The 22,723-nt window shown below is 63.4% G+C and carries 23 protein-coding genes; 19 read left to right on the top strand and 4 right to left on the bottom strand.

Annotated features, from left to right (window positions below):
• Positions 1 to 18 precede the first annotated feature (18 nt).
• From aceB to ACFMO3_RS00990, 3 genes are all read right to left on the bottom strand, one after another.
• Entirely contained in the window at positions 19 to 1,647 is a 1,629-nt protein-coding gene (aceB, locus tag ACFMO3_RS01000) for a malate synthase A (RefSeq protein WP_376788567.1), read from the bottom strand.
• A gap of 162 nt (positions 1,648 to 1,809) precedes the next feature.
• Entirely contained in the window at positions 1,810 to 2,478 is a 669-nt protein-coding gene (locus ACFMO3_RS00995; RefSeq protein ID WP_376788566.1) for a response regulator, read from the bottom strand.
• Positions 2,472 to 3,458, bottom strand: coding sequence for a sensor histidine kinase (locus tag ACFMO3_RS00990; protein ID WP_376788565.1), 987 nt, complete (start codon positions 3,456 to 3,458; stop codon positions 2,472 to 2,474). Before ACFMO3_RS00990 ends, ACFMO3_RS00995 begins: the two co-directional genes overlap by 7 nt.
• A 176-nt stretch (positions 3,459 to 3,634) precedes the next feature.
• Here ACFMO3_RS00990 and ACFMO3_RS00985 point away from each other — a divergent pair, with 176 nt between their 5' ends.
• The 18 genes from ACFMO3_RS00985 to ACFMO3_RS00900 all read left to right on the top strand — a co-directional run bounded on the left by ACFMO3_RS00985 (position 3,635) and on the right by ACFMO3_RS00900 (position 20,654).
• Positions 3,635 to 4,264 (top strand): TetR/AcrR family transcriptional regulator, encoded by a 630-nt coding sequence (locus tag ACFMO3_RS00985; protein ID WP_376788564.1) that lies wholly within the window; start codon positions 3,635 to 3,637, stop codon positions 4,262 to 4,264.
• Positions 4,242 to 5,048, top strand: a complete 807-nt coding sequence (locus ACFMO3_RS00980) for an alpha/beta fold hydrolase (RefSeq protein ID WP_376788563.1) — start codon at positions 4,242 to 4,244, stop codon at positions 5,046 to 5,048. Before ACFMO3_RS00985 ends, ACFMO3_RS00980 begins: the two co-directional genes overlap by 23 nt.
• A complete protein-coding gene (locus tag ACFMO3_RS00975; RefSeq protein WP_376788562.1) occupies positions 5,045 to 6,559 on the top strand; it encodes a long-chain fatty acid--CoA ligase in 1,515 nt (504 codons plus the stop codon). Before ACFMO3_RS00980 ends, ACFMO3_RS00975 begins: the two co-directional genes overlap by 4 nt.
• 18 nt (positions 6,560 to 6,577) lie before the next feature.
• A complete protein-coding gene (locus ACFMO3_RS00970; protein WP_376788561.1) occupies positions 6,578 to 7,333 on the top strand; it encodes a 3-hydroxybutyrate dehydrogenase in 756 nt (251 codons plus the stop codon).
• A 40-nt stretch (positions 7,334 to 7,373) separates the two neighbouring features.
• Positions 7,374 to 8,435 carry an alpha/beta fold hydrolase gene (locus ACFMO3_RS00965; protein ID WP_376788560.1) on the top strand — a complete coding sequence of 354 codons (1,062 nt, stop codon included), beginning with the start codon at positions 7,374 to 7,376 and terminating at the stop codon, positions 8,433 to 8,435.
• A 60-nt stretch (positions 8,436 to 8,495) separates the two neighbouring features.
• On the top strand, positions 8,496 to 9,518 hold the full coding sequence (locus ACFMO3_RS00960; protein WP_376788559.1) for a 3-oxoacyl-ACP synthase: 1,023 nt from the start codon (positions 8,496 to 8,498) through the stop codon (positions 9,516 to 9,518).
• Positions 9,511 to 9,942 (top strand): MaoC family dehydratase, encoded by a 432-nt coding sequence (locus tag ACFMO3_RS00955; RefSeq protein ID WP_376788558.1) that lies wholly within the window; start codon positions 9,511 to 9,513, stop codon positions 9,940 to 9,942. The genes ACFMO3_RS00960 and ACFMO3_RS00955 overlap by 8 nt, the downstream gene beginning before the upstream one ends.
• A 22-nt stretch (positions 9,943 to 9,964) precedes the next feature.
• Positions 9,965 to 11,275 carry a substrate-binding domain-containing protein gene (locus ACFMO3_RS00950; RefSeq protein ID WP_376788557.1) on the top strand — a complete coding sequence of 437 codons (1,311 nt, stop codon included), beginning with the start codon at positions 9,965 to 9,967 and terminating at the stop codon, positions 11,273 to 11,275.
• 234 nt (positions 11,276 to 11,509) lie between these two features.
• Entirely contained in the window at positions 11,510 to 12,286 is a 777-nt protein-coding gene (locus tag ACFMO3_RS00945) for an ABC transporter ATP-binding protein (protein ID WP_376788556.1), read from the top strand.
• Entirely contained in the window at positions 12,265 to 12,972 is a 708-nt protein-coding gene (locus ACFMO3_RS00940; RefSeq protein ID WP_376788555.1) for an ABC transporter ATP-binding protein, read from the top strand. Before ACFMO3_RS00945 ends, ACFMO3_RS00940 begins: the two co-directional genes overlap by 22 nt.
• On the top strand, positions 12,969 to 14,411 hold the full coding sequence (locus tag ACFMO3_RS00935) for a branched-chain amino acid ABC transporter permease (RefSeq protein WP_376788554.1): 1,443 nt from the start codon (positions 12,969 to 12,971) through the stop codon (positions 14,409 to 14,411). The genes ACFMO3_RS00940 and ACFMO3_RS00935 overlap by 4 nt, the downstream gene beginning before the upstream one ends.
• Positions 14,412 to 14,563: 152 nt before the next feature.
• Positions 14,564 to 15,649 carry a branched-chain amino acid ABC transporter permease gene (locus ACFMO3_RS00930; protein ID WP_376788553.1) on the top strand — a complete coding sequence of 362 codons (1,086 nt, stop codon included), beginning with the start codon at positions 14,564 to 14,566 and terminating at the stop codon, positions 15,647 to 15,649.
• A 232-nt stretch (positions 15,650 to 15,881) separates the two neighbouring features.
• Positions 15,882 to 16,862, top strand: coding sequence for a sugar-binding transcriptional regulator (locus ACFMO3_RS00925; protein WP_376788552.1), 981 nt, complete (start codon positions 15,882 to 15,884; stop codon positions 16,860 to 16,862).
• Positions 16,863 to 16,885: 23 nt separating this feature from the next.
• Entirely contained in the window at positions 16,886 to 17,560 is a 675-nt protein-coding gene (eda, locus tag ACFMO3_RS00920; RefSeq protein ID WP_376788551.1) for a bifunctional 4-hydroxy-2-oxoglutarate aldolase/2-dehydro-3-deoxy-phosphogluconate aldolase, read from the top strand.
• Between the two features lie 34 nt (positions 17,561 to 17,594).
• On the top strand, positions 17,595 to 18,509 hold the full coding sequence (locus ACFMO3_RS00915; RefSeq protein ID WP_376788550.1) for a phosphotriesterase: 915 nt from the start codon (positions 17,595 to 17,597) through the stop codon (positions 18,507 to 18,509).
• Positions 18,510 to 18,574: 65 nt separating this feature from the next.
• Positions 18,575 to 18,877, top strand: a complete 303-nt coding sequence (locus tag ACFMO3_RS00910) for a PTS sugar transporter subunit IIB (protein ID WP_376788549.1) — start codon at positions 18,575 to 18,577, stop codon at positions 18,875 to 18,877.
• 4 nt (positions 18,878 to 18,881) lie between these two features.
• Positions 18,882 to 19,340 (top strand): PTS sugar transporter subunit IIA, encoded by a 459-nt coding sequence (locus ACFMO3_RS00905; protein WP_376788548.1) that lies wholly within the window; start codon positions 18,882 to 18,884, stop codon positions 19,338 to 19,340.
• Between the two features lie 9 nt (positions 19,341 to 19,349).
• Positions 19,350 to 20,654, top strand: coding sequence for a PTS transporter subunit IIC (locus tag ACFMO3_RS00900; RefSeq protein ID WP_376788547.1), 1,305 nt, complete (start codon positions 19,350 to 19,352; stop codon positions 20,652 to 20,654).
• A gap of 62 nt (positions 20,655 to 20,716) precedes the next feature.
• Here ACFMO3_RS00900 and ACFMO3_RS00895 read toward each other — a convergent pair whose 3' ends face one another.
• Positions 20,717 to 21,454, bottom strand: coding sequence for a creatininase family protein (locus ACFMO3_RS00895; protein ID WP_376788546.1), 738 nt, complete (start codon positions 21,452 to 21,454; stop codon positions 20,717 to 20,719).
• 561 nt (positions 21,455 to 22,015) lie between these two features.
• Between ACFMO3_RS00895 and ACFMO3_RS00890 the strand changes: the two genes are divergently transcribed.
• Complete coding sequence (locus ACFMO3_RS00890; RefSeq protein ID WP_376788545.1) at positions 22,016 to 22,672, top strand: DUF4388 domain-containing protein; 657 nt, start codon at positions 22,016 to 22,018, stop codon at positions 22,670 to 22,672.
• Positions 22,673 to 22,723: the final 51 nt, after the last annotated feature.

The raw sequence follows: 22,723 nt of genomic DNA, 5'->3' as shown, positions 1-22,723 counted from the left end.
TCCCTCCTGCACGGATGTTCACGCGTGGGACGAGACCGTTTCCTCGAGATAAGCCATGCCTGGCTCGGTGAGGAAGGGGATGAAGTCCTCCGCTTCTACCAGGAGGTCCAGCAGCACCTGGGCTTCCTGGAGGCGGAGGCCTTCCTCCAGGTTCCCTTGCTGGAGGGCAGCGATCTCCTCATCTCGAAGAATGCGGTAGAGGGTCCCATCTACCTTTCGTCCGTCGTCTAAGTGGACACTGTGGCGGCGCCACTGCCAGATCTGGGAGCGGGCGATCTCAGCGGTGGCGGTGTCCTCCATCCGGTCGAAGATGGCGACAGCCCCCCGGCCAGCCAGCCAGGCCCCGAGATATTGCAGCGCGACGGAGAGGTTGTTCCGCAGCCCCCCTTCCGTGATCGGACCCTCGGGGACCTGTAGCAGCATCTCCGGCGTCACCTCACCCTCCGGGATCCGATGAAGCTGGTCCGGTCCCTGCAGGGCTTCCCGGAAAACCTCCCGGACCACCGGCACGAGGCCTGGATGGGCCACCCAAGCGCCGTCGAAGCCCATCCCGACCTCCCAAGTTTTGTCCGCCCGCACCTCACTGAAGGCCCGCTCGTTGGCAATGGGGTCCCGGCGAGGGATATAAGCGGACATCCCGCCGATGGCGTGGGCGCCCCGCCGATGGGCGACCTGGACCAATCGCTGAGCGGCGGCCCGCAGGAAGGGGGTGTGGGGCACGGTGAGCTGGTTGCGGTCAGGGAGGACCATCGCCGGATCGTGGGCGAACGCTTTGATCATGCTGAAGATGTAATCCCACCGTCCCAGGTTCAGCGCCGTGATCCGCTCCCGCAGCTCATACACAATCTCCTCCATCTCGAAGGCCGCCAGGATGTGCTCGATGAGGACTGAAACACGGATGGCGCCGCGGGGCAGATCCAGTCGATCCTCTGCGGCCTCACAGACCTGGTTCCAGAAGCGGGCCTCGAGGTAACCTTCCAGCTTGGGCAGGTAGAGGTAGGGGCCGCTTCCCCGGTTCAGGAGCTCCCGAGCGTTGTGGAAGATGAAAAGCCCGAGGTCGAACAACGCCCCGGCGACCGGCCGGCCGTCCACGCGCATGCGGGGCTCGCTCAGATGTAGACCACGCGGGCGCACTATCAGCGTGGCCGTCTCCTCTGCGAGGCGGTATTCCCGCCCATCGGGCGCGACGTAACGGATGGTTCGCCGCACCGCATCTCGAAGGTTTCGTTGTCCATGGAGCATGTTCGCCCAGGTCGGGACGTTGGCGTCCTCGAAATCCGCCATGAAGACCTGGGCGCCGGAGTTGAGAGCGTTGATGATCATCTTGCGATCCGTGGGCCCGGTGATCTCCACCCAGCGGCAGCGCAGATCCTTCGGAGGCATGGCCACCTGCCAGTCCGCCTCGCGGATCGCCCGCGTCTCGGGGGGGAAGTCGGGGCGTTCCCCGGCCACCAGGCGGGCGTAACGCTCCCGGCGTCGAGCCAGCAGGCGCTGTCGCTCCTCCTCGAAGGCTCGGGCCAGCTCGGCGACGAAGGCCACCGCCTCCGGGGTGAGGATCTCCGTGAAGGGCTCCTCCACCGATCCCTGGATCTCAATCCCTTTCAGCACGGCATACATTCGGACTTCCTCCCGGATGGTTGTCCTCATCGTATCCGCTGGCCTCGGTTCCCACAATGGTCTTTCGAGGGGTCAGGTCGCGCCTACGGAAGGGCCACCCCGCTCGCCTAAGCGGTAGGCCTTCCCCATCGAACGGTGGGGGTCAATCCTGTCCGGACGAAGGGCTGCGGGCGGGCAGAAAGCAGGGGATGATTAGGAGGATTTCTCCGAGGGAAGCCGGCCGGAGCGGGCTGTGAAGTAGAAGCGGGCGGCCTCCGTGCGGTTGCGCACGCCCAGCTTCTGGAAGATGTTCTGCAGGTGGAACTTCACGGTGGACACCCCGACGCCGAGGCGTCGAGCGATTTGGGCGTTACTCATGCCCTCCGCCACCAGGGCCAGGATCTCGCGTTCCCGTTCGGTGAGGGCGAGCAGACCCTCCGGGCTCCGACGGCTGAGCCAGCGCCGCGCGGCCTGGGGGAAGACCAGATGGCCCTGGGCGACCTGCCGGATGGCGGTGAGGGTTTGCTGGGGCGGCTCCGTCTTCAACACGAAGCCATCGGCCTCACGCTCGATGGCCATCTGGATAAACTCCCCGTCCCCGAAGGCGGTGAGGATGAGCACGCGGGTTCCCGGGCTGGCCCGGCGGATCGCCGCCAGGCAATCCCATCCGGAAAGGCCAGGCATCTGGAGATCCAGCACCACCACGTCCGGGCGATGGCGCTCCACAATGGGGATCAGCTCTGCCCCGTCCGTCACGGCCGCGACCACCTCCATATCCTCCTCCGCCCGGAGCATCGCCCGCAGGCCCTCCAGGACCAAGGGGTGATCATCGGCCAGCACAACCCGGATCCGACGGGGAACCCCACTCTTTCCCTTCAACATGGCAGCCACACCCGGATGGAGGTTCCACGGCCTGGGGTGCTTTCGATCTCAAAGCGACCGCCCAGCAGCTCCGCCCGATCCCGCATCCCCCGCAGCCCGAAGTGGCGCGTCGCTTCGGGGGAGGAGTTTTCCAGATAGCGCTTCGGCTCGAACCCATGGCCTTCGTCCCGGACCTCGAGCCAGAGCCCGTGGGGCTCGCCGCGCAACCGGACGGTGTAATGGGCGACGCCGGCGTAGCGGGCCGCGTTGTTCAGTGCCTCCTGGAGCAACCGGTAGAGGGCGATTTTCACGGGAAGCGGAGGCGTGGGGAGATGTCCTTCCACCTCCAGATGAACCTCGTGGCCGGTGAAGACCTCGTGCTGAAGGATCAGGCCGTGAACCATGGCGAGCAGAGGGCGGTGTTCGAACTCTGGAGGGCGGAAGGCGCCGATGAAAGTGCGGATCTCCGTGAGGGAGCGCTCCAGAAGCTGGGCCGCCTGCTCCAGACGGCGGCGCGCTGTCCGATTTAGCCGCCCGGCTCGCAGCAATAGCTGGATCTGGGAGAGGGCGGCGAAGATCTCTTGAACCGGGCCGTCGTGGATGTCCAGGATGATGCGGCAGAGTTCCTGTTCCTGCACATGAAGCAGGCGGCGGGAGGCCTGTTGCTCCCGGGCCAGCTGGAGGAGCGCGGCGGCCATCCGAAGGATGGTCAACACCGCGCGGGGATCCTGCTGGGCTTCATCGGGCTCCCGAGTCCAGATCAGTCCCAGCTCGCCGATCTCCATACCGGCTTCCTCCACTGGGAACTGGCGGATGAAGAGAGACCCGATGGCCTCGGATTCTCTCTCTCCCGCCAGAAGCACCTCCGCGGCTCCCAGCCAGCCAGGATGAACAGCGATCCAGCCGCGCTCCGCGCCGAGCCATGCGATCGCCAGACGGAGCAGCTCCTGGGCCGCCACCCGCACCGGCTCTCCGGGTTCTATGCTCTCCCTTGGGCTCATCGCTAGGCCCTCCTTCAGCGCTTCCCACGCTCCGCAGGGCGGAGCCAGATGGACCCTCTTTACCCCCATGATACCGGAGATTTCTGCCGTGCGGTCCGATCGGCCGCCTGGACTTGACAAAATCCCCCCGGCCCAGTAACATGAAAGATGATTCATCTGTCATATTCTGGGGGAACATGGCGCGGGCACCGGTGACGGTTCGGGGTGAGCAGACCCGCCGCCGGCTGCTGGAGGCCGCGGAGGAGGTCTTCGGGGAGCTGGGGTTCCACCGGGCTTCGATCGCGGAGATTGTCCGCCGCGCTGGGGTGGCCCAGGGCACCTTTTACCTCTATTTCGATTCCAAAGAGGAGATCTTCCGCGCCCTGGTCCGCTATATGAGCCATGAGCTCCGCAAGTTCATCGCGAGGGCCGTGGCGGGCCTGCAGGATCGGCTGGAGATCGAACGCGAAGGTTATCGCGCCTTTTTCCGCTTCGTCCTCCAGCACCGCTTTCTCTACCGCATCGTCCTGGAAAGCCAGTTCGTGGATGAGGAAGTCTATCGGGAATACTACCGGCGCCTGGCAGAAGGTTATGCCCGGGGGCTGGCGCAAGCGATGGAAGCCGGTCAGATCCGCCGTATGGATCCCGAGACGCTGGCCTATTGTTTGATGGGGATCGCGCATCTGTTGGGGATGCGATGGGTGCTGTGGGAGAACCGGGAGCCTCCGGAAGAGGTGCTGGAGACCGCAATGGCCTTCATCCGCCATGGAATGGCGCTTCCGCCCGAAGGGAAAGGAGCGGCGGATGCCCCACGTACAGGCGAATGAGATCCGCCTTTTCTATGTGGAGCATGGCCATGGGGAGGCCGTGATCTTTATCCCCGGCCTGGGCGGCGACCATTATCTATGGCATCACCAGTTGCCTGCCTTCGCCGCGCATTTTCGAGCTATCGCCATCGATAACCGGGGCGCTGGGCAGTCGGATAAACCGGATGTCCCCTATACGATCGAGCAGATGGCCGACGATGTAGCCAGCCTGATGGATGCCCTGGGGATAGAGCGGGCTCACCTAGTGGGGGCCTCGATGGGCGGCTTCATCGCCCAGATGTTCGCCCTGCGGCATCCCCATCGGCTCGCCCGTCTTGTCCTTTGCTGCACCTCCTTCGGCGGCCCCAATGTGGTCCCTATGCCTTCTGAAAGCCTGGCCGTCTTCACCGATCGAACCGGGGATCCGGAGATTGATCTGCGGCGCCTGTGGGCCATCTCCGTGACGGAGCGTTTCCTCCGTGAACACCCCGAAGCCCTTGAAGCGTATGTGGCCTGGCGGATCGCTCATCCACAGCCGCTTTACGCCTACCAGCGCCAGCTGGCTGCCGCTATCGCCTTTAACGTGGAAGACCGTGTCCACGAGATCCGAGCGCCCGTCCTCATCACCCATGGGATGGAAGATCATGTGGTCCCGGTGGAGAACGCCCGACGGCTGCACGCGCGCATCCCGGGCAGCCATCTGCTCCTTTTCCCCGAGTCTGGTCATCTGTTCTTCCTCGAGCGGGCGGAGGAATTCAACCGCGCGGCCATCGCCTTCCTGAAAGGAGAGGAGCCTTGGGGATGATCCCAGCGGTCGATTGGCTGGCGAAACGGGCCTGGCTCTCCCCGAACCACGTGGCGTTGATCGATGCCTCCACCGAAAGGCGAATCTCCTATGCGGAATGGAACCGGCGGGTCAACCGGGCCGCGAACGCCCTGAGCGCCCTGGGGCTGCGCAAGGGAGACATCCTCGCGGTCCTTTCTACGAACCGTTTGGAATACCTCGATCTGCTCTTCGCATGCAACAAGACTGGCGTGATCATGCAGGCCCTGAACGTGCGGCTGGCCGTCCCGGAGCTCCAGGCCATGGTGCAGGAGATCCCTCCTCGTGTCTTGATCTACAGTGGGGATCTGGCGGAGAAGGCGGCGGCTCTGGAGGAAGCGATCTCGGCCATGGTCGCCCTGGACGAGCCGATCCGAGGTGCGCATCGCCGGTGGAGGGAGCTGACGGCGCGGGCTTCGGATCGACCGCCGGATCCGATCTCCCTTTCTCTGGAGGATCCGTGGGTGCTGTGCTATACCGGGGGGACGACGGGCCTGCCGAAGGCGGCGATTCTGACTTACGGCACGATCACCTGGAACGCGGTCAACACGGTGATGAGCTGGGGGCTTCGCCCCGATGATCTCGCGATTCTGAACGCTCCCCTCTTTCATACCGGCGGCCTCAACGTTTTCACCACCCCTCTGGTTCATATCGGCGGCGCCTCCGTTCTTTGCACAGCCTTCGAGCCCGATCAGGTGTTCGATCTATTGGAGCGGGAGCCGGTCACGCTCTTGTTCGGCGTGCCTACGATGTTCATCCGCCTGCAGCAGCATCCGCGGTGGAAGCAGGCCGACTTCTCCCGCTGTCGGATCGTGATCAGCGGCGGCGCTCCATGTCCGATGCCGGTCTTCGAGCACTTCTTCGAGAAGGGAGTGCCCTTCAAAACCGGCTACGGGTTGACGGAGGCTGGCCCGAACAACTTTTGGCTGCCGGATGAGAAAACTCGCCGCAAGCCGGGCTCTGTCGGAAGCCCGCTCTTCCACGTCGAGGTTCGGGTGACCCGGGATGGCCAGGAGGTCGGGCCGGGGGAGCCGGGGGAGTTGTGGATCCGTGGCCCCCATGTGATCCCGGGCTACTGGAACCGGCCGGAGGAGACCGCTCGGACCCTGGTGGGGGGCTGGTTGCGAACAGGGGATCTGGCGATGTTTGATGAGGAGGGGGATTTTTACATCGTCGGTCGGATCAAGGAGGTGATCATCTCCGGGGGAGAGAACATTTATCCGGCTGAAGTGGAAAGCGCGATGCTGGGCCATCCGGATGTGGTGGAGGCAGCCCTGATCGGGGTGCCGGATCCAGAGTGGGGGGAGGTGGGGCGGGCGATCGTCGTGCGGCGGTCTGGGAGCACCCTGACCGCAGAGGAGCTGATGGCCTATCTGCGGGCCCGGCTGGCGGGCTATAAGGTCCCGAAATCCATTGTCTTCGTGGAGGAGCTACCGAAGACCGGGGCGGGGAAGATCGATAAGACCGCCCTTCGGCAGCAGTATGGGCGGTAGCCTGCGCGGGGGGGCCTGATGGGGCGGGTGGCGTTGGTGACCGGAGCGGCGAGCGGAATCGGGCGAGCCATCGCTGAGCGACTGGCCCGGGAAGGGGATACGGTGGTGGTAGCGGACGTCCAGGTGGAGCAGGGGCGGGCGGTGGCCCAATCCATCGAGGGTCTCTTTCTCCATGCCGATCTGCGCCGCCGAGAGGATTGCTGTCGCCTCATCGCGGAGATCCTGGAGCGCTTCGGAGCCCTTCACATCCTGGTTAACAACGCGGGCTTCCAGCATATCGACCCCATTGAAGATTTCCCCGAGGATATGTGGGAGGCGATGCTGGCGGTGATGCTCACTGCCCCTTTTCGGCTCACCAAATACGCATGGCCGGTCATGAAAGCACAGCACTGGGGGCGTATCGTGAACATTGCCTCCATCCACGGCCTGGTGGCCTCGCCCTTCAAGAGCGCCTATGTGGCCGCCAAGCACGGCCTGATCGGCCTCACCCGCGTCGCGGCGTTGGAGGGCGGCCCTTACGGCATCACCGTGAACGCCATTTGCCCCGCGTATGTACGCACCCCGCTCGTTGAGAATCAGATTCAGGACCAGGCGCGGACGCTTGGGCTTTCCCCGCAGGAGGTGGTGGAGAAGGTCATGCTGGAGCCGGCAGCCATCCGCCGGCTGATCGAGCCGGAAGAGGTGGCGGCGCTGGTCGCCTTCCTGTGCTCGGAGGAGGCGTCCGCGGTCACCGGCGCGGTCTGGACCATCGATCTGGGCTGGACGGCTCGCTGAAGAAGGCGTGAGGATGCCCCTCTCACCTATGGAGGCGCCGATGCGAATGCCTCATCTCGAAGGGATCCACTGTGAGCTGATGAGGACTTCCCGTTTGAATTTCCATGTCCTCTTCGCCGGCCCGCCGGATGGCGAGCCGGTCGTCTTCATCCATGGGAACGTTTCCTCCGCAACATTCTGGGAGGAGACGATGCTGGCTCTCCCTGCTGGATTTTGGGCGATCGCCCCCGACCTGCGGGGTTACGGGGAATCGGAGCGGCGCCCAGTGGATGCCACGCGCGGACTTCGAGATTTCAGCGATGACCTGCATGCGCTGGTGGAGGCCCTTGGCCTGACGCGTTTCCACCTGATCGGTCACTCGATGGGAGGGGGAATCGCCATGCAATACGCTATCGATCACGCGGAGCGGATCCTCTCTCTCACGCTGGTCGACCCGCTCTCGCCCTTTGGGTTTGGTGGCACAAAGGATCTAGAGGGCACGCCATGCTGGCCGGACTATGCGGGCTCGGGTGGCGGCACGGCCAACCCCGAGTTCGTGCGCCGGCTGGCGGCGGGCGATCGAAGCGAGGAGAGCGATTTCTCCCCGCGCCGGGTGCTTCGTGCTTTTTATGGGAAAGCTCCTTTCCTTCACCCTCGGGAGGACATCCTGGTGGAAGCTATGGTGCGCACCGCGGTGGGCGAGGAGAACTACCCCGGTGATTTCCAGGTCTCCACGAACTGGCCAAGGGTGGCTCCGGGAACCCGAGGGGTGAACAACGCGATGAGCCCGAAGTATTGCAACCTGAGCGCCATGGCCGTGATCGCATCCAAACCCCCGATCCTTTGGGTTCGTGGGGCGGAAGACACCATCGTTTCCGATACCTCGCTCTTTGATTTCGGCTACCTGGGCATGCTGGGGGTGATACCGGGGTGGCCAGGAGAAACGATCTTCCCGCCTCAGCCGATGGTCGCTCAGACCCGGGCAGTTCTGGAGCGTTATCGGGCTGGGGGAGGCCCATATCGGGAGGAGGTGATCCCAGCCGCCGGGCATACGCCTTATCTGGAGCAGCCGGGGATCTTTCGGGAGATCCTCCACGCCTTCTTAAGGGGGCAAGCCGGATGAGCCTGAGCGCTCCGGAGAGAATGACAGCGGGGGATATTTCCTTGGTCACGGAGGATGGCCATGACAACGATCGGCATCGCCGGGCTGGGCGTCTATCTCCCGGAGCGGGTGATGACCGCGGAGGAGCTGGCAGCGGCCTCGGGCATCCCGGTCGAGATCATCCGAACCAAGTTCGGGCTGAATCAGAAACATATTGCGGATGTGACCGGAAAGGGGGAGACAGCCTCCATGATGGCCGCTGAGGCTGGCCGGCGCGCCCTTGAGGAGGCTGGAGTTCCACCCCAGGAGGTGGATGCCCTGATTTACTTCGGGAGCATGCATAAGGATTATTATGTGTGGCTGGCTGCGCCTCGCATCCAGGCGTTGCTGGGGGCCCATCGGGCCTATGCCTTCGAAATTTGCGGGACCTCCGCAGGGCTTCCCTTCGCCATGAAAGCAGCCCGAAGCATGATGCTGGCCGATCCCTCCCTACGTCGCGTTCTGCTGGTAGCTGCCTCCAACGAGTCCATGTTGCTGGATTACACCAACCATCGCGCCCGCTTCATGTTCAACTTCGGCGATGGGGCAGCGGCTTGTCTGCTCCAGCGCGGCCATCCCTTCAACTTGGTTCTGGAATCCGCCCTGTTCACGGATGGCCGCTTCGCTGATTTCGTTCGCGTCCCAGCCGGGGGCTCGGTGCTCCCCCCCAGCCATGAAACGGTGGACCGGCGGCTGCATTTTTTCGATGTGACGGATCCCGCCCGGATGAAAGCGATGCTGGACCCCATCACTCTGGAGCATTTTGTGGGAGTGGTCCGGGAGGCCATCGCCCGCAGCGGATGCCATGGCCCAGATTTCCTGATCCCCCTGCACACCAAACGCTCCCTTTTCGAGGCCTTGCTCTCCGCGCTCAGGCTGCAGGAATCTCAGGCTGTCTATCTTGCGGATTATGGCCATCTTTCCGCTGCCGACCCTTTGCTCGGGCTTTACCTCGCTCGGGAAGAGGGGCGCCTGCGAAACGGCGATGTGGTGGTGCTGCTGAGCGCGGGCACAGGATACTCCTGGGGCGCCACGGTGATCCGATGGGGAGGCCCCTATGGTTGAGCTCCGCGTGGGTTCGACCGCCTCTTGGACGAAAACCATCACCCGTGCAGATGTAGAGGCCTTCGCCGCCCTGACCGGGGATGACAACCCGTTGCATCTGGACGAGGCGTTCGCTCGCAACACCCGTTTCGGCCGACCCGTCGTCCACGGGATGCTGGTGGCCGGGTTGATCTCCGCCGTCCTGGGTCGGATGTTGCCGGGACCGGGGACGATCTATCTTCGCCAGACCCTGGAGTTCCGCCGACCGGTCTACCCGGGCGATACCATCACCGCCGTGGTGGAGGTGGTCGATATCCGAGAGGATAAGCCGATCGTGACCCTGGCGACGCGCTGCCTCAATCAGCACGGCGAGGAGGTGCTGCGTGGGGAGGCTACCGTTTTGGTTTCGAAAGGCGATCCTCGGCGCCATGCCGATGATCCGTGAATTCTCTATCCGGAGGTGACCGATGAACCGTCGCTGGGTGATGGGATGGCTGATCTTTTTATTGCTGGCCGGGGCGTGCGCGGCGCCGGCGACGCCATCGCCCACGCCGACAGCCGTGCCAGTTCCGGCCACGCCGACGGCCGCTCCTCCTCCCTCCCCCAAGCCTGGCCAGCCGTTGAAGATCGGTCTGCTCACCGATCGCTCCGGCTCCCTGGCCCTCTATGGCCCGATGCTGGAGAACGGCTTCATGCTGGGTCTGGAGTATGCCACCAATGGAACCATGGAAGTGGCCGGCCGACCGATCCAGGTGATCGTTCGGGACAACGCCAGCGATCCAGAGAAAGGGGTGGCGCAGGCCCGTGAGCTCATCGAGGCCGAGGGCGTGGAGATCCTGGTTGGGGCCCCCAGCTCCGGCGTCACCCTGGCGGTCCAGAAGGTGGCCGAGGAGCATAAGGTCATCCTGATCGCCGAGCCGGCCGCCAGCCCGGATATCACCGGGAAGAATTTCAACCCCTACACGTTCCGGACCAGCCGGACCAGCGTGCAGGATGCGCTGACAATGGGCAAGGCGCTGATTGGGATGGGCAGGACCTTCGTGCAGATCGCTCCCGACTACGCCTTCGGCCATGGCTCCGCTCTCGCCTTCTACAATGTGGTCAAAAGCCTGGGCGGCCGTTTCCCCATCAACGACACCCCGGAGGGCGCGGGGGCGATCTTCATCCCGCTGGAGACCACGGATTTCACCCCCTACCTTCAGCGGGTACTGGATGCCAAAGCGGAGGTCCTTATCGTGACTTGGGCCGGCGCAGGCTTCGTGCCGCTTTTCCAGCAGATGCAGGACCTTGGGGTTTTCCAGAAGATGACAGTGGCCACCGGGATGGGAGACAACCAGAGCATCGCCTCCGGCTATGCCTTCGCAGTGGGATCGGTCGGTGTGAGTGTCTATCACTACACGCTGCCCAAGAACCCGGTCAACGACTGGCTAGTGAAGCGTCACCAGGAGAAGTTCGGGACGCCGCCCGATCTCTTCACCGCAGGTGGCATGGCCGCGGCGATCATGGTGGTCGAGGGGTTGAAGAAAACCAACGGTGATGCCCGGGCGGAGGCCTTGATCCCTGTCTTCGAGGGCATGACCTTCCAAGGTCCGAAGGGCACTTACATCATCCGCCCCTACGACCACGTCGCCCTGCAGCCGATGTATCTGGTCCGCCTGAAGGACCCCAAGGATCCCCAGTTCCGGTTCTTCGAGCTGATCCAGGAGTTTTCACCGGAGGAGACCGCGCCGCCGTGCATGCTGGAGGGAACTTACAAAGATCGGTGCCCGAAATCCTGAGGGGTGAGGGGCGGGCAGCGGGGGGCGTGGGATGCTGCCCGCCCTCACCGGGACCAACTCTTTTCCAGCATAAAGGCAAGAGGGGAGTTCGGCAAGCGAAGGCCGACATGTTCGCTCTGAGAGGGCGGCCGGAGAGCGACTCCCTATCGCCTTCCGATGAGGGCCAGGGAGGTCGATCTCATCGTGATGAATGGGAGTTTTAAAAGAGACCCGGAGCGGCAAGGGAGGAAAAAGATGTATGGGGAGACCCTCCTGGAGACCCGCGGGTTGACGAAAAACTTTGGAGGGCTGCGGGCGGTCGATCAGGTAGACCTGCGGGTGGAGGCCGGCACGATCCATGCCCTCATTGGGCCGAACGGGGCGGGCAAGTCCACCCTCTTCAACCTGATCGGGGGAAGCATGCGCCCAACGGCAGGCCGTATCTTCTACCGAGGGAAAGATATCACCGATCTCCCCCCTTATCATCGGGTGCATCTCGGGATCGGCCGGGCCTATCAGCTCATCCATGTTTTCCCCAACCTGAGCGTTCTGGAGAATGTGCGCTTGGCCGCCCAGGCCCGGGGGCCCGATAACTTCCGTTTCTGGGTTCCGGCGGCCCGCCTCCATCGTTATCTGGATCGAGCCTGGGCCGTGCTGCATGAGATCGGCATGGCGGAGCTGGCCGATCTTCCCGCCCGCGCGCTCCCCCATGGGCATCGCCGCTGGCTGGAGATCGCCATGGTGCTGGCTCAGGAGCCTCAGCTCATGCTGCTGGATGAGCCGGCAGCCGGGATGGCCATAGAGCAGATCCCTCGCCTGATCCGCCTGATTGAAGAGATCCATCAGCGGGGAGGGCGGACGATCCTGCTGATCGAACACAAGATCGATCTGGTGATGCGCCTGGCCCATCGGGTGACCGTCCTCCATCACGGACGTGTGCTGGCCGAGGGCGCTCCGGAGGAGATCGCCCGCGATGAGGCCGTTCAGCGAGCCTATCTGGGGGAACGGGCATGGATGCCGTCCTCGAATTGAGGGACGTTCACACATTTATCGGGTCCTTCCACATCCTGAAAGGGGTCTCTTTCGCGGTGGAGGAGGGCAGCCTGACCGCCTTGCTGGGTCGGAATGGCGCAGGGAAAACCACCACCCTGCGCACGATCATGGGGCTTTGGCCGGCTGTGCGAGGAAGCATCCGGTTCCTGGGGGAGGAGCTCCGGGGGCGCCCGACCTATGAGATCGCCGCCTTGGGCATCGGCTACGTGCCGGAACATCGGGCGATCTTTCGCAGTCTCACGGTGGAAGAAAACCTGAGGCTGGCGGAGCGGCGCCGGGGGGATCTGGCTCGAAAGGCGGATTGGATTTTCCATCTTTTCCCGGATCTGAAAGGCAATCTGAAGAAACCTGCCGGCCTTCTTTCCGGTGGGCAGCAGCAGATGTTGGCCATCGCTCGGGCCCTTGTTCCGGACAACCGTATTCTTCTCATCGATGAGCCCAGCGAGGGCCTAGCTCCTATGCTGGTGGAGCAGGTGATGGCAACCATTCACCGATTGCGCGAGGAGATGCCCATTCTCCTCGTGGAGCAGAACTTTTATGCCATTCATCACCTGGCGGATCGTTACATCCTGATGGAGGACGGACGGGTGGTGCGCAGTGGGCCGATGACCGAGCTCCTCATGGACCGCGAGGGGCTCCAGCGCTATCTGGGGGTGATGGCATGAAGGGGATATGGGCGATGGGGTTGATCCTTCTTGCCCTCATCGGACTCCCCGCCTTTTTCCTTCCCTTGCCTGTATGGGCCTCTATTGTGCTCTCCGGCCTTACCCTGGCTGCCCTGTTCTTTCTCGTCGCCGCCGGCCTCTCCCTCATCTTTGGGCTGATGGATGTTATTAATTTCGCTCATGGCACGCTGTTCATGCTGGGAGCTTACCTCGGCTGGACTGTTTATCAGAACCCTCGCTTGTTGCTCAATGTGGCTCCTTTGTTCCTGGCTCTGGGCGCGGGGATCGAGGGCGGGCGGATCCTGTCAGGCCGGCTGCCGATGCCTCGCGCCCTCTCCGGATTCGGCCTGGTTGGGTTTGGGGCCATGGCTTTCTGGAATCACAACCTGGGGAAGCTAGTCGCATTCGGGAGCACAGTGCCCGGAGGGGCGATCCCCACTCCCCTTGCGCAGGAGCCGCTGGGTCTGGTCTTCGCCCGGATGGCCGCCATGATGGTGGCCGGATTGTGCGGTGGATGGGGGATGAGGCGAACGCGCTCGGGAGACCGCTACCGAGCCTGGGGGGCGCCAGCCGGCCTGCTGTTGCTGGGCGTTCTGATGCTGAGTGGTCGGGAGCAGATCGAGCGCTGGATCTTGGAAAGCCCGACAGATCTCCGATTCCTCCTGGCGATCTGGACAGGCGCTCTGGCGGGCGGCGCCCTGGGTGCTTGGATGGAAGCCACGCTGATCCGTCCCCTTTACGCCCGCCCCATCTATCAAGTTCTCCTGACGCTTGGCCTGTCTTACGTGGGCACGGAACTGGTGCGGGTGGTCTGGGGGCCTGGAAACTATGCTCCGTTGCCTCGGCCCTCTCTCTTCGCTGCGCCGTGTCTGGCGTCATCGGTTGAGGAATGGCTGCGTCAGGGATGCGCCTCCTTGAACGTGCTGGGGCGCCCTTTTCCCACTTATCGGTTGTTGATCATCGGGGTAGGGGCCGCGATGTGGGCAGGGATCGGCCTGTTGTTGCGCTGGACCCGCATCGGCATCGCGGTGCGAGCTGCGGTGGAGGATCGAGAAATGGTGGAGGCCCTGGGGATCCCGGTGCGGCGGCTTTTCACCGGCGTGTTCGCCATGGGGTCGGCCCTGGCGGCTCTGGGCGGTGTGGTGGCCACTCCGTTCCTGGGCCTGAGCCCGGCGATGGGGCTGGAGTTCCTGCTTCAGGCCTTCATCGCCGTCATCATCGGGGGCATGGGGCATTACGGCGGCGCAGCGGTGGGCGCCTTTCTCGTTGGCCTCGCGCGAGCTTTCGGAGATTACCTGGTCACGGTAGGGATCACCCTCCCAGGCCTGACGGAGGCCATTCGCTTTTCTCCAGCCATCGCCCGCGCCTCCACCGTGCTGCTCATGGCCGTGATCCTTCTGCTCCGCCCCAGCGGGCTGTTTGGACAGAAAACGGGATAAAGATCAGGGGCCGAACGTTCTTCCAACGCCCTTAAATCCTGGCTCCGCCTGCCAGGACCCCATAGAGGATCTCAGAGATCCGAAATCTGCCCGGAAAACCGCAACGTTCCTCAGGACGACGGTCCAATCCTTCGTCGAAGAGGATGATGGGGATGGAACGCACCGGAATCCATCAAGAGATCCTCTCGCGAGGATCTGTTTTCCGCTTGTGGATTCGGCGGCACGGGGTCGGGCTGGCCGGTCTGATCTTCCTGGCCGGGTTGCCATTCTTGCTAAGTGGGATATGGGGCGAGCCCCCGGAGGCCGGCTGGCCTCGATTTCTTCAAGGCCTGTTCATCCGTGTTTATCTTATGGCCGTTTACGCGCTGAGCTATGATCTCCTGATGGGTTACACTGGGATCCTCTCCTTTGGCCATGCCCTGTTCTTCGGCGGTGGATCCTACATCATTGGCATTCTGCTCAAACATTTCCAGGCCTCTTTGCTGGTCGCCATGCTCGCGGTCACGCTTTTCGCCCTGGGGATCAGCGGGCTGGTCGGCGCCCTCTCCCTACGAGTACGAGGGGTGTATCTGGCGATGGTGACCCTGGCGTTAGCCCAGGCCGCCTTTATTCTGAGCGAAGCGACCGATTTCCGGCAATACACAGGAGCCGAGGACGGTCTTCAGGGCATCCCTGTTCCGGCTTGGCTGGACCCTGCGGAGCACCGACTGCGGTTCTACTATTTGGCCATGGTTTTTATGCTGGGAGCCTATTTCCTGGCACGTCGTCTGGTGGATTCCCCAACCGGCCGGGTCTGGATCGCGTTGCGGGAGAACGAAGAGCGCGCCATCGCGTTGGGGTATTCCCCTCTGGCTTTCCGACTGCTGGCCTTTATGTGCTCCGGGACGTTGGCTGCGCTGGCAGGGGCGTTGAACGCTTTGTTCAACAAAAACGCCACGCCTTCGCTGTTGAGCGTTAACACCACGATCCAGGCCCTGCTGATGACCCTGGTGGGCGGAGTGGGAACCTTAAGCGGCCCCATATTCGGCGCGGCGCTATTGGAGCTCGCCGGTTATCTGTTTAACCGGGTGTTCGGTCCTCTTTGGTTCTTGCTGTTCGGCCTTTTCTATGTGATGGTGGTGCTGGCTTTTCCCCATGGACTGGCGGGTGCCTGGCGGCGCGCATGGGCCCGCCATCATGGCCCATCGTGGGGATCGGCTCCTGGATCGGAGGGATCGGCGCGCCCCGCCTCTCTTTGAAGCGGATGGGGGATCCCAAGCGAGCCGCTCAACGGCCTTCCAGCGCGCCTTCCGGGTTGCTCGCCCCTGACCGGTCTTGCCCCGGATAAGCCAAAGGGGTTGACATGCGAGGGAATTCAGTTTACAATCATTTCGAACGAAATTGAAAGAAGTGCACATTTGCTCAAAGTGGGAGAAGGGATGGGAGCCCTCCAGGTGGGCTTGGAGTTCTCTCTTCGTATGCGGGGTAGAGATGCCGCGGAAGACGTCCTACCCATTTCCGACCCGTGAGGAGCTTCTGGCCTACGTAGCCAGCCTGTATTATCAACGCGGCTGGGATCAAGGTCGCATCGCCCGGCGGCTGAGGCTGAGCCGTTCGATGGTCTCCCGTCTCCTCAGTGAGGCGCGGCGCAGGCGCATCGTTCAGATCCACATCCAATGGCCGGTGAAAACCGTTCCCTCCTTGGAAAGCCGCCTTATGGAAGCCTTCTCCCTGCAGGGCGCTCGCGTGCTGGATGTGGAGAACTCCTCCTATCAGGAGCTGTTGGGCCAGCTCGGCCGGCTGGCCGCTCTGGAGCTGCTTCCCCACCTCCGAGATGGAATGACGGTGGCTGTCACGTGGGGAGTCACCCTGTGGGAGGTGGTGCAAGCCCTTCCTTCCTCGTCCTATCCACGGCTGCGGATCGTCCAGTGCCTGGGGGCGCTGGGAGGGCGCCAGCCGTGTGACAGCCCCTCTATCGTCCGCAAGCTGGCGGAGACCCTGGGGGCTCAGGGGTATTACTTGCATGCCCCGGTGATGGTGGAGCGCGAGGAGGTCGCCCAGCGTCTGCTGGAGGAGCGATCTATCAAGGAAGTCCTGGATCTGGCCCGAGGGGCGGACCTGTTGCTGGTCGGCATCGGGACGACTCATACAGAGGCCTCCTCTTTGAAGCGCGCCGGATATCTGTCCAACGAGGATCTGGCCGAGCTGCGTCGGCATGGCGCAGTGGGCTACATTTGCGCGCGGTATCTGGATCTAAGGGGTCGCCCGGTGAGCACGCCTTTCGATCGGAGGACGATCGGCCTGACCCTGGAGGACATCCGCCGTATTCCGTGTGTGATCGCAGTGGCCGGTGGTCTGGTGAAGGCGCAGGCGATCCTGGCGGCTCTGCGCAGCGGCCTGATCGATATCCTGATCACGGATAAAGGGGCGGCTACGGAAGCGCTGAATCTCCATATTCGAGGATCCCCATGAGCGCAAGGAGGAACGGCCGCGCGATGGTGGAGCGGTTCGGGAAGGTCCTGGAGGCCTTCGCCCGGGCGCGGGTGATCCCCGTGGCGGTCCTAGAAAACGAAGAGGAAGCTCGCGTCCTGGCAGCTGCCATGCAAGAGGCAGGGATCCCGGCGCTGGAGGTCACCTTTCGCACTTCGGCGGCCCCGGAGGTGATCCGATACCTGCGGCGAGCCTATCCACTCATGCGGATCGGTGCGGGGACGATTCTCTCCCCAGAGCAGGCCGAGGAGGCGGTGGCGGCGGGTGCGGAGTTTCTGGTCTCCCCGGGGTGGGAGGCGGAGCTGGGCGGTTGGTGCCGTGAGCATGGAGTTCTCCTGATCCCAGGGGTGGCGACTCCCACTGAGATCATGGCCGCATGGCGGCAGGGATGGGAGGTGTTCAAATTCTTCCCGGCGGAGGCTATGGGTGGGGTGCAGGTCCTTGAAGCCCTGGCGTCGGTCTTCCCGCACGCCCGCTTTATCCCCACGGGAGGGATCCGGGTGGGAAATCTCCTCGATTACCTGCGCTTGCCCAACGTGCTTGCCTGCGCCGGCACCTGGCTGGCGGATCGTCAGCTGATTCGCGAGGGAAAGAAAGAGGAATTGGTTCGCAGGGCCCGAGAGGCTTTGGCCCTCGCTTGGGAGGCGACAACGGGAGGCCTGGCCGCTATCTTGTCGTGAACTTCAGTGTGAGGCCGTGACCAGGAGGGAAGCCGTGGCGGTCATCCGCACAGTGGCTGGGGATATCCCGCCGGAATCCCTGGGGATTTGTTACGCCCATGAGCATATCTTCTGCCGGCCTCCGGTAGAGGACTCGGATCTCATTCTGGATCGCGAGGATGTCGCCATCCGGGAGCTGCGCTGGTTCCGGGAAGCGGGCGGACAGGCGCTGGTGGAGATGTCCCCGCCTGACTACGGCCGCGATGTCCAAGCCCTGTATCGGATCTCTCAGGCAGCTGGCGTGCATCTCATCGCCGCTACCGGTCATCACAAGGAAGCCTTCTCCGGCCCCTGGGTGGAGGGTCGTTCCGTTCACGAGTTGGCCGAGCGGTTCGTGCGGGAGATCGTGGAGGGCATTGACGGGACAGGGATCCGTGCCGGCGTCATTAAGGCCGGCAGCAGCCTGAATCGCATCACGCCGAACGAGGAGAAAGTTTTTCGGGCCGCCGCTCTTGCCCATCGCCTCACAGGCGCCCCGATCTCCACCCATACCGAGGCGGGCACGATGGGCCTGGAGCAGGTGGCTCTCCTGCGGTCCGAGGGGGTGGATCCGGCCCGGGTGATCATCGGCCATGTCGATCGTCGGATGGAGTGGGAGTATCACCTGGCCCTCGCCCGCGCGGGAGTTTATTTAGGCTATGACCAGATCGGCAAGGAAAAATACGCCCCGGATCGCCTCCGGATCGAGTTCATCCGGCGGCTGATCGCCGAGGGTTACGGGAAGCAGATCCTGCTGGGCGGGGACATGGCTCGGAAATCCTATTGGCCCAGTTATGGAATGGGGGGCGGCCCGGGGCTCACCTATATCCTGTGGCGTTTTGTCCCGTGGCTGCGTTCAGAGGGGGTGGCCGAGGAGGTGATCCAAGACCTTCTGATCCACAATCCGGCGCGCGCCCTTGCCATCGTATAGATGGGAGGGTGTAGTCGGGATAAGGGGATGTTGGGATCTCCAGCGCGAGTAGGAGGGGGTGAGCGGTGAGCGGGAAGCCATCGATTCGGGTCGTGGCGGCTTGCGGACTGGGGACCGGGACAGCCCTCTACCTGAAGATGACGGTGGAGGAGATCCTCAGGAAGGCAGGCATCCCCGCGGTCGTGGAGACGGCGGATGCTACTCTCGCGCCCACCATCACCGCCGACATCCTTGTCACCGGTCCAGATCTGGCTGAGATGTTTCGCCAGCGGGCCCGGGCGCGGGAAATCGTAGCGGTTACGAACTACGGGAACAAGGCCGAGATCCAGGAGAAGCTGTTGGCCGCTGTGCGGCGGCTGGAGGGATAACGCGTTGGATTTCCTGGAGGCCCTGGACGGGCGCATCCGTATTCTGGAGCGGGTGGGCGAGTGGGTGGAGGCGGTCCGGATCAGCGGGGAGCTCCTGACTGCCGATGGCCTGGTTGCCCCTTCGTATGTGGAGCAGATGATCCGAACCTGCCAGGAGCTCGGCCCATATATCGCTATCGCTCCCGGCATAGCCATTCCCCACGCCCGTCCGGAGGATGGGGCGAAGGGCCTGGGTCTTTCCTTGGTGGTGGTTCGGGAGGGGGTCTGGTTTGGCTCCCATAATGATCCCGTTCGTGTTCTGATCGCTTTCGCCTCTCCGGATCGATCGGCGCACATCGATCTGCTGCGTCAGCTGGCGAACGTGCTGGCGCGGGCCGGGGATCTCACGCAAGCGGCTGCGCGCCTGGGCACCCCCGAGGAGTGGAAGGAGTATTTGCGTTCCATCCTTCAGGATCCCCTATAGGAGGTGACCATGGAGACCTTGCGCGCTATTCTGGAATTTATTCAGAAATTCATGCAGGAGCCGTCCCTGTTCCTGGGGCTGATCGCTCTGCTGGGTTTCCTCCTGCTCCGGGAACGGGTCGAGCGCACGATCTCCGGAACCCTCAAGACGGCCATCGGGTTGCTGATCCTCCTGGCGGGGGTCAACCTGATGGTCCAGGCGCTGCTCCCGCTCGGGGAGTTGGCCGGGAAGACCCTAGGCCTGCCGCCGGTTCAGATTCAGATCGGAACCCAGAAGATCATCAGCGAGCTCGGGATCCAGATTGGTCTGGTGATGCTCTTCGCTTTCCTCATCAATGTGCTTCTCACCCGACTCTTCGGCGGACTGGGATTTAAGTATATATACCTCACCGGTCACCTGATCTTCTGGAACGCGGTGATCTTCGTTTCCGCTTTCCGGTATGCCATGGGGCTGGAGGGGGCCGCCCTGGTGATTGTGGCCAGCCTGTTCACCGGCCTTTATCAGACGATCCAGCCCTGGTACACCCATCGCTTTGATCTCTTCGTGAATGAGGGCAGCGGGTTCGTCCTGGGCCACTCTTCCTCCCTGACCGTGCTGGTTACGGCATGGCTGGCGCGCCTGTTTTCAAGGGGAGGGAAGCAGCGCATAGGGGACATGGAGGCCCTTCGCTTCCCGCGAGCGCTGGAGTGGTTGCGGGAGCCCATGTTGCTGATGGCGGCCACCTTCCTGGTGGTTTATCTCATTATGGCCGCTCTGAACGTGAGCTTCGTAGTGGAAGCGGCCGCCAAAGCGGGCAAGCATCCCATCATCTGGGTCCTACTGCAGGCTTTGAACTTCGCCGCTGGCTTCGCCATCCTGATCATGGGTGTGCGAATGATCATCGCGGAGCTCATTCCTTCTTTCAAGGGCATTGCTGAGCGCATTGTCCCCGGGGCTATCCCCGCCTTGGATTGCCCGCTCTTCTTCCCTTACGGTCAGGTCTCCATGGCTTACGGAGGCCTGATCGGGATGCTGATGATGGTCCTGGTTTCCCTTATCTTTGCCGGAGCCCGCTATCCATTCTTTATCTTCGCTCCCACGATGTCGGTATGGTTCCATGGGGCCACCGCCGGCGTGTATGGGAATAAATACTGGGGGATCCCAGGTGCCATCCTGGGGGGTGTGGTCGCCGGGGTGCTGATGGGCGTGGGCCAGGCGCTGATGTGGCCGGTGCTGGGGTTTGCCATCGGCGATTTCTTCAGCTGGGCTTCGGACACGGACTATGTGCTCTGGCCTCTGCTGATCGCCCTCATCGGTCGAATCCTGGGACGCTGATGGCTCCCGAAGAGCAGGAAGCATGGAGAGGGGCCAGCTCTGGGGAGCTGGCCCCTCTGCTTTCATCCGAGTCGCTGCAGGGCGAAGCGGAGGACGGATACGATCTGCCTCACAATGGCCTCGAGGAGGGCCTTCCCCTTCTCCGCAGTGGCGGGGGTGGGATCGCCGAGGATGCCGGTGCGGGTGATCTCCGTCCAAGGGACCGGGCGGTAGAGAAAGTCGGGGGGGAGCTGAGGCTCCTCGCGGATCATCCGATCTCGACGCACTTGCTCCGGGGCGATATGCAGAACGAGGGAGGTCTCAATTTCGTCGGCATGGAAGTAGCCGCCAGGCAGGGGGCGGGAGGAACAGATCCGCAAAGCAGCCTCGCCGATCCCGGGATAGGTGAAGACATACATTACCGGGCCCTTTAGCTGGTGGAGACGGCGGGCGGCGGCCTGGAGAGCAGCCCCGTTGCCGATGTGGCCATTGATCACCGCCAGCAGCGCCGCACCCTGCCGTTGAAGGCTCAGCCCCAGCTCCACCAGAAGATGGGTCAGCGTCTCGCTGGAGATCGAGAGGGATCCAGGGAAATCCTGAAGGGACCAAACCTGACCGTAGGGGATCAGGGGCAGCAGCACGCCCTCCACCTGTTCCGCCACCCGTTCGGCGATCGCCTGGGCCAGCAGGTTATCGGTGCCGACCGGGAGATGAGGTCCGTGGGCTTCGATGGCCCCGATGGGCAGGATCGCCAAACGGCGCGCCTCCAGAATCCGCCGCGCTTCTTCCCCGCTGAGATGTTCGTATCGCTGCAGGTTCATCACCAGGCCTCCCTTCAGAGGTCGCCTATGATTGTAGTAAAATTTGCGCCAGGGGCGGCCATCGGGGCAGGGGTACCCAGGGCCTCCCGGCTGCCTTCCCCGCGCTTGGGGACGATCCACCCGTAGCCCCGGGATTGATGGGAAGGAGGGAACCGGTTCTCCGCTAGACCACGCAAAGCGCTGACAGCCTAACGTGTTCCATAACTTTTCTTTTTGAGCATGCGGTTTTAAAATAAAAACCGTAAATGTCCTGTTTCCTCTTTTCTCAGCGCAAGGAGTGGGAAGGGAAGGAGCCGACCCCATGCGGGCTTGTGGAACTGCCGGTGATCCCGTAAGGCCCAGCCCTCAGGGCATAGAGAGGCGTGTCGGGGTGGGGAAACGGCCTCCATTCTGCAACCTCTAAGTCCTCATCTCCGTGAGCTCCGAGGCTTCCATAGGGGATGAGGGATCACCTGGGTCGGAGCTTCCGCTTTGCTGTCTCCATCCGGAGCGATCGGGGCGAGCGCCTTGACCTTCTCCCGCTGGACGATTGCCCGTGGGGATGGGAGTGAGGAGGAAGCGATGGCAACCACCGGGAGCTTGCGGGAGATCCCGCTGGCCGCGCTGATCGAAACCGGATGCCGATCTCGCGCCTCGGCGCGGCTTCGACTCCGGCATGGCGAATGGGAGGGCGAGATCTATTTCTCCGATGGCGAGATCGTCCATGCGGTTTGCGGGGATCTCAAGGGGGAGCCCGCGTTGTGGCGATTGCTGGGATGGACGGAGGGACAGTTCACACTGGAAGATGAGGTCCGCAGCCCCGAGCGCACTCTGTATCGTCCCTGGCAGGAGCTCTTGCTGGAGGGCATGCGCCAGGCCGCTCGTTCCGCGGATGCGGCCAGCGCGGCGATTCCTTCCCCCTCAGAATGGATCGCTCGCCTCCGTTCGATCGAAGGAGTCCTCGGCGTGGTGATCTGTAGCCCGGATGGGGTGGTGATGGCCGCGGAGGTTCCAGAGGGGGAAGGAGAGGTGGAAGGGGCGATTACGGTCTATCTATCGGCGGCGGCGTCGACGCTGGCCGATCTTCTCCCGATGGGCGCTTTCGAACATGCGGTGGTCTCGGAGTCCCAGCGGCGGCTTCTGATCCTCCCGCGCTCCCCGCTGATCATCGGCCTGGTGCTCTCTCCCCAGGCCTCGCCGGCGCTGGTCCTCTCCGAGGCGTTGGCCCGTCTGACCTGAGGCGATAAGCCCGCTTCTTTTCCATGTAAGCTGGATGGATCGACCTCTCCC

Origin of the sequence: Thermoflexus sp., from assembly GCF_042408815.1 — a bacterium.
Classification (GTDB): domain Bacteria; phylum Chloroflexota; class Anaerolineae; order Thermoflexales; family Thermoflexaceae; genus Thermoflexus.
The sequence above is the reverse complement of the archived record's forward strand: the minus strand, read 5'-3'. Positions and strand labels throughout refer to the sequence as shown.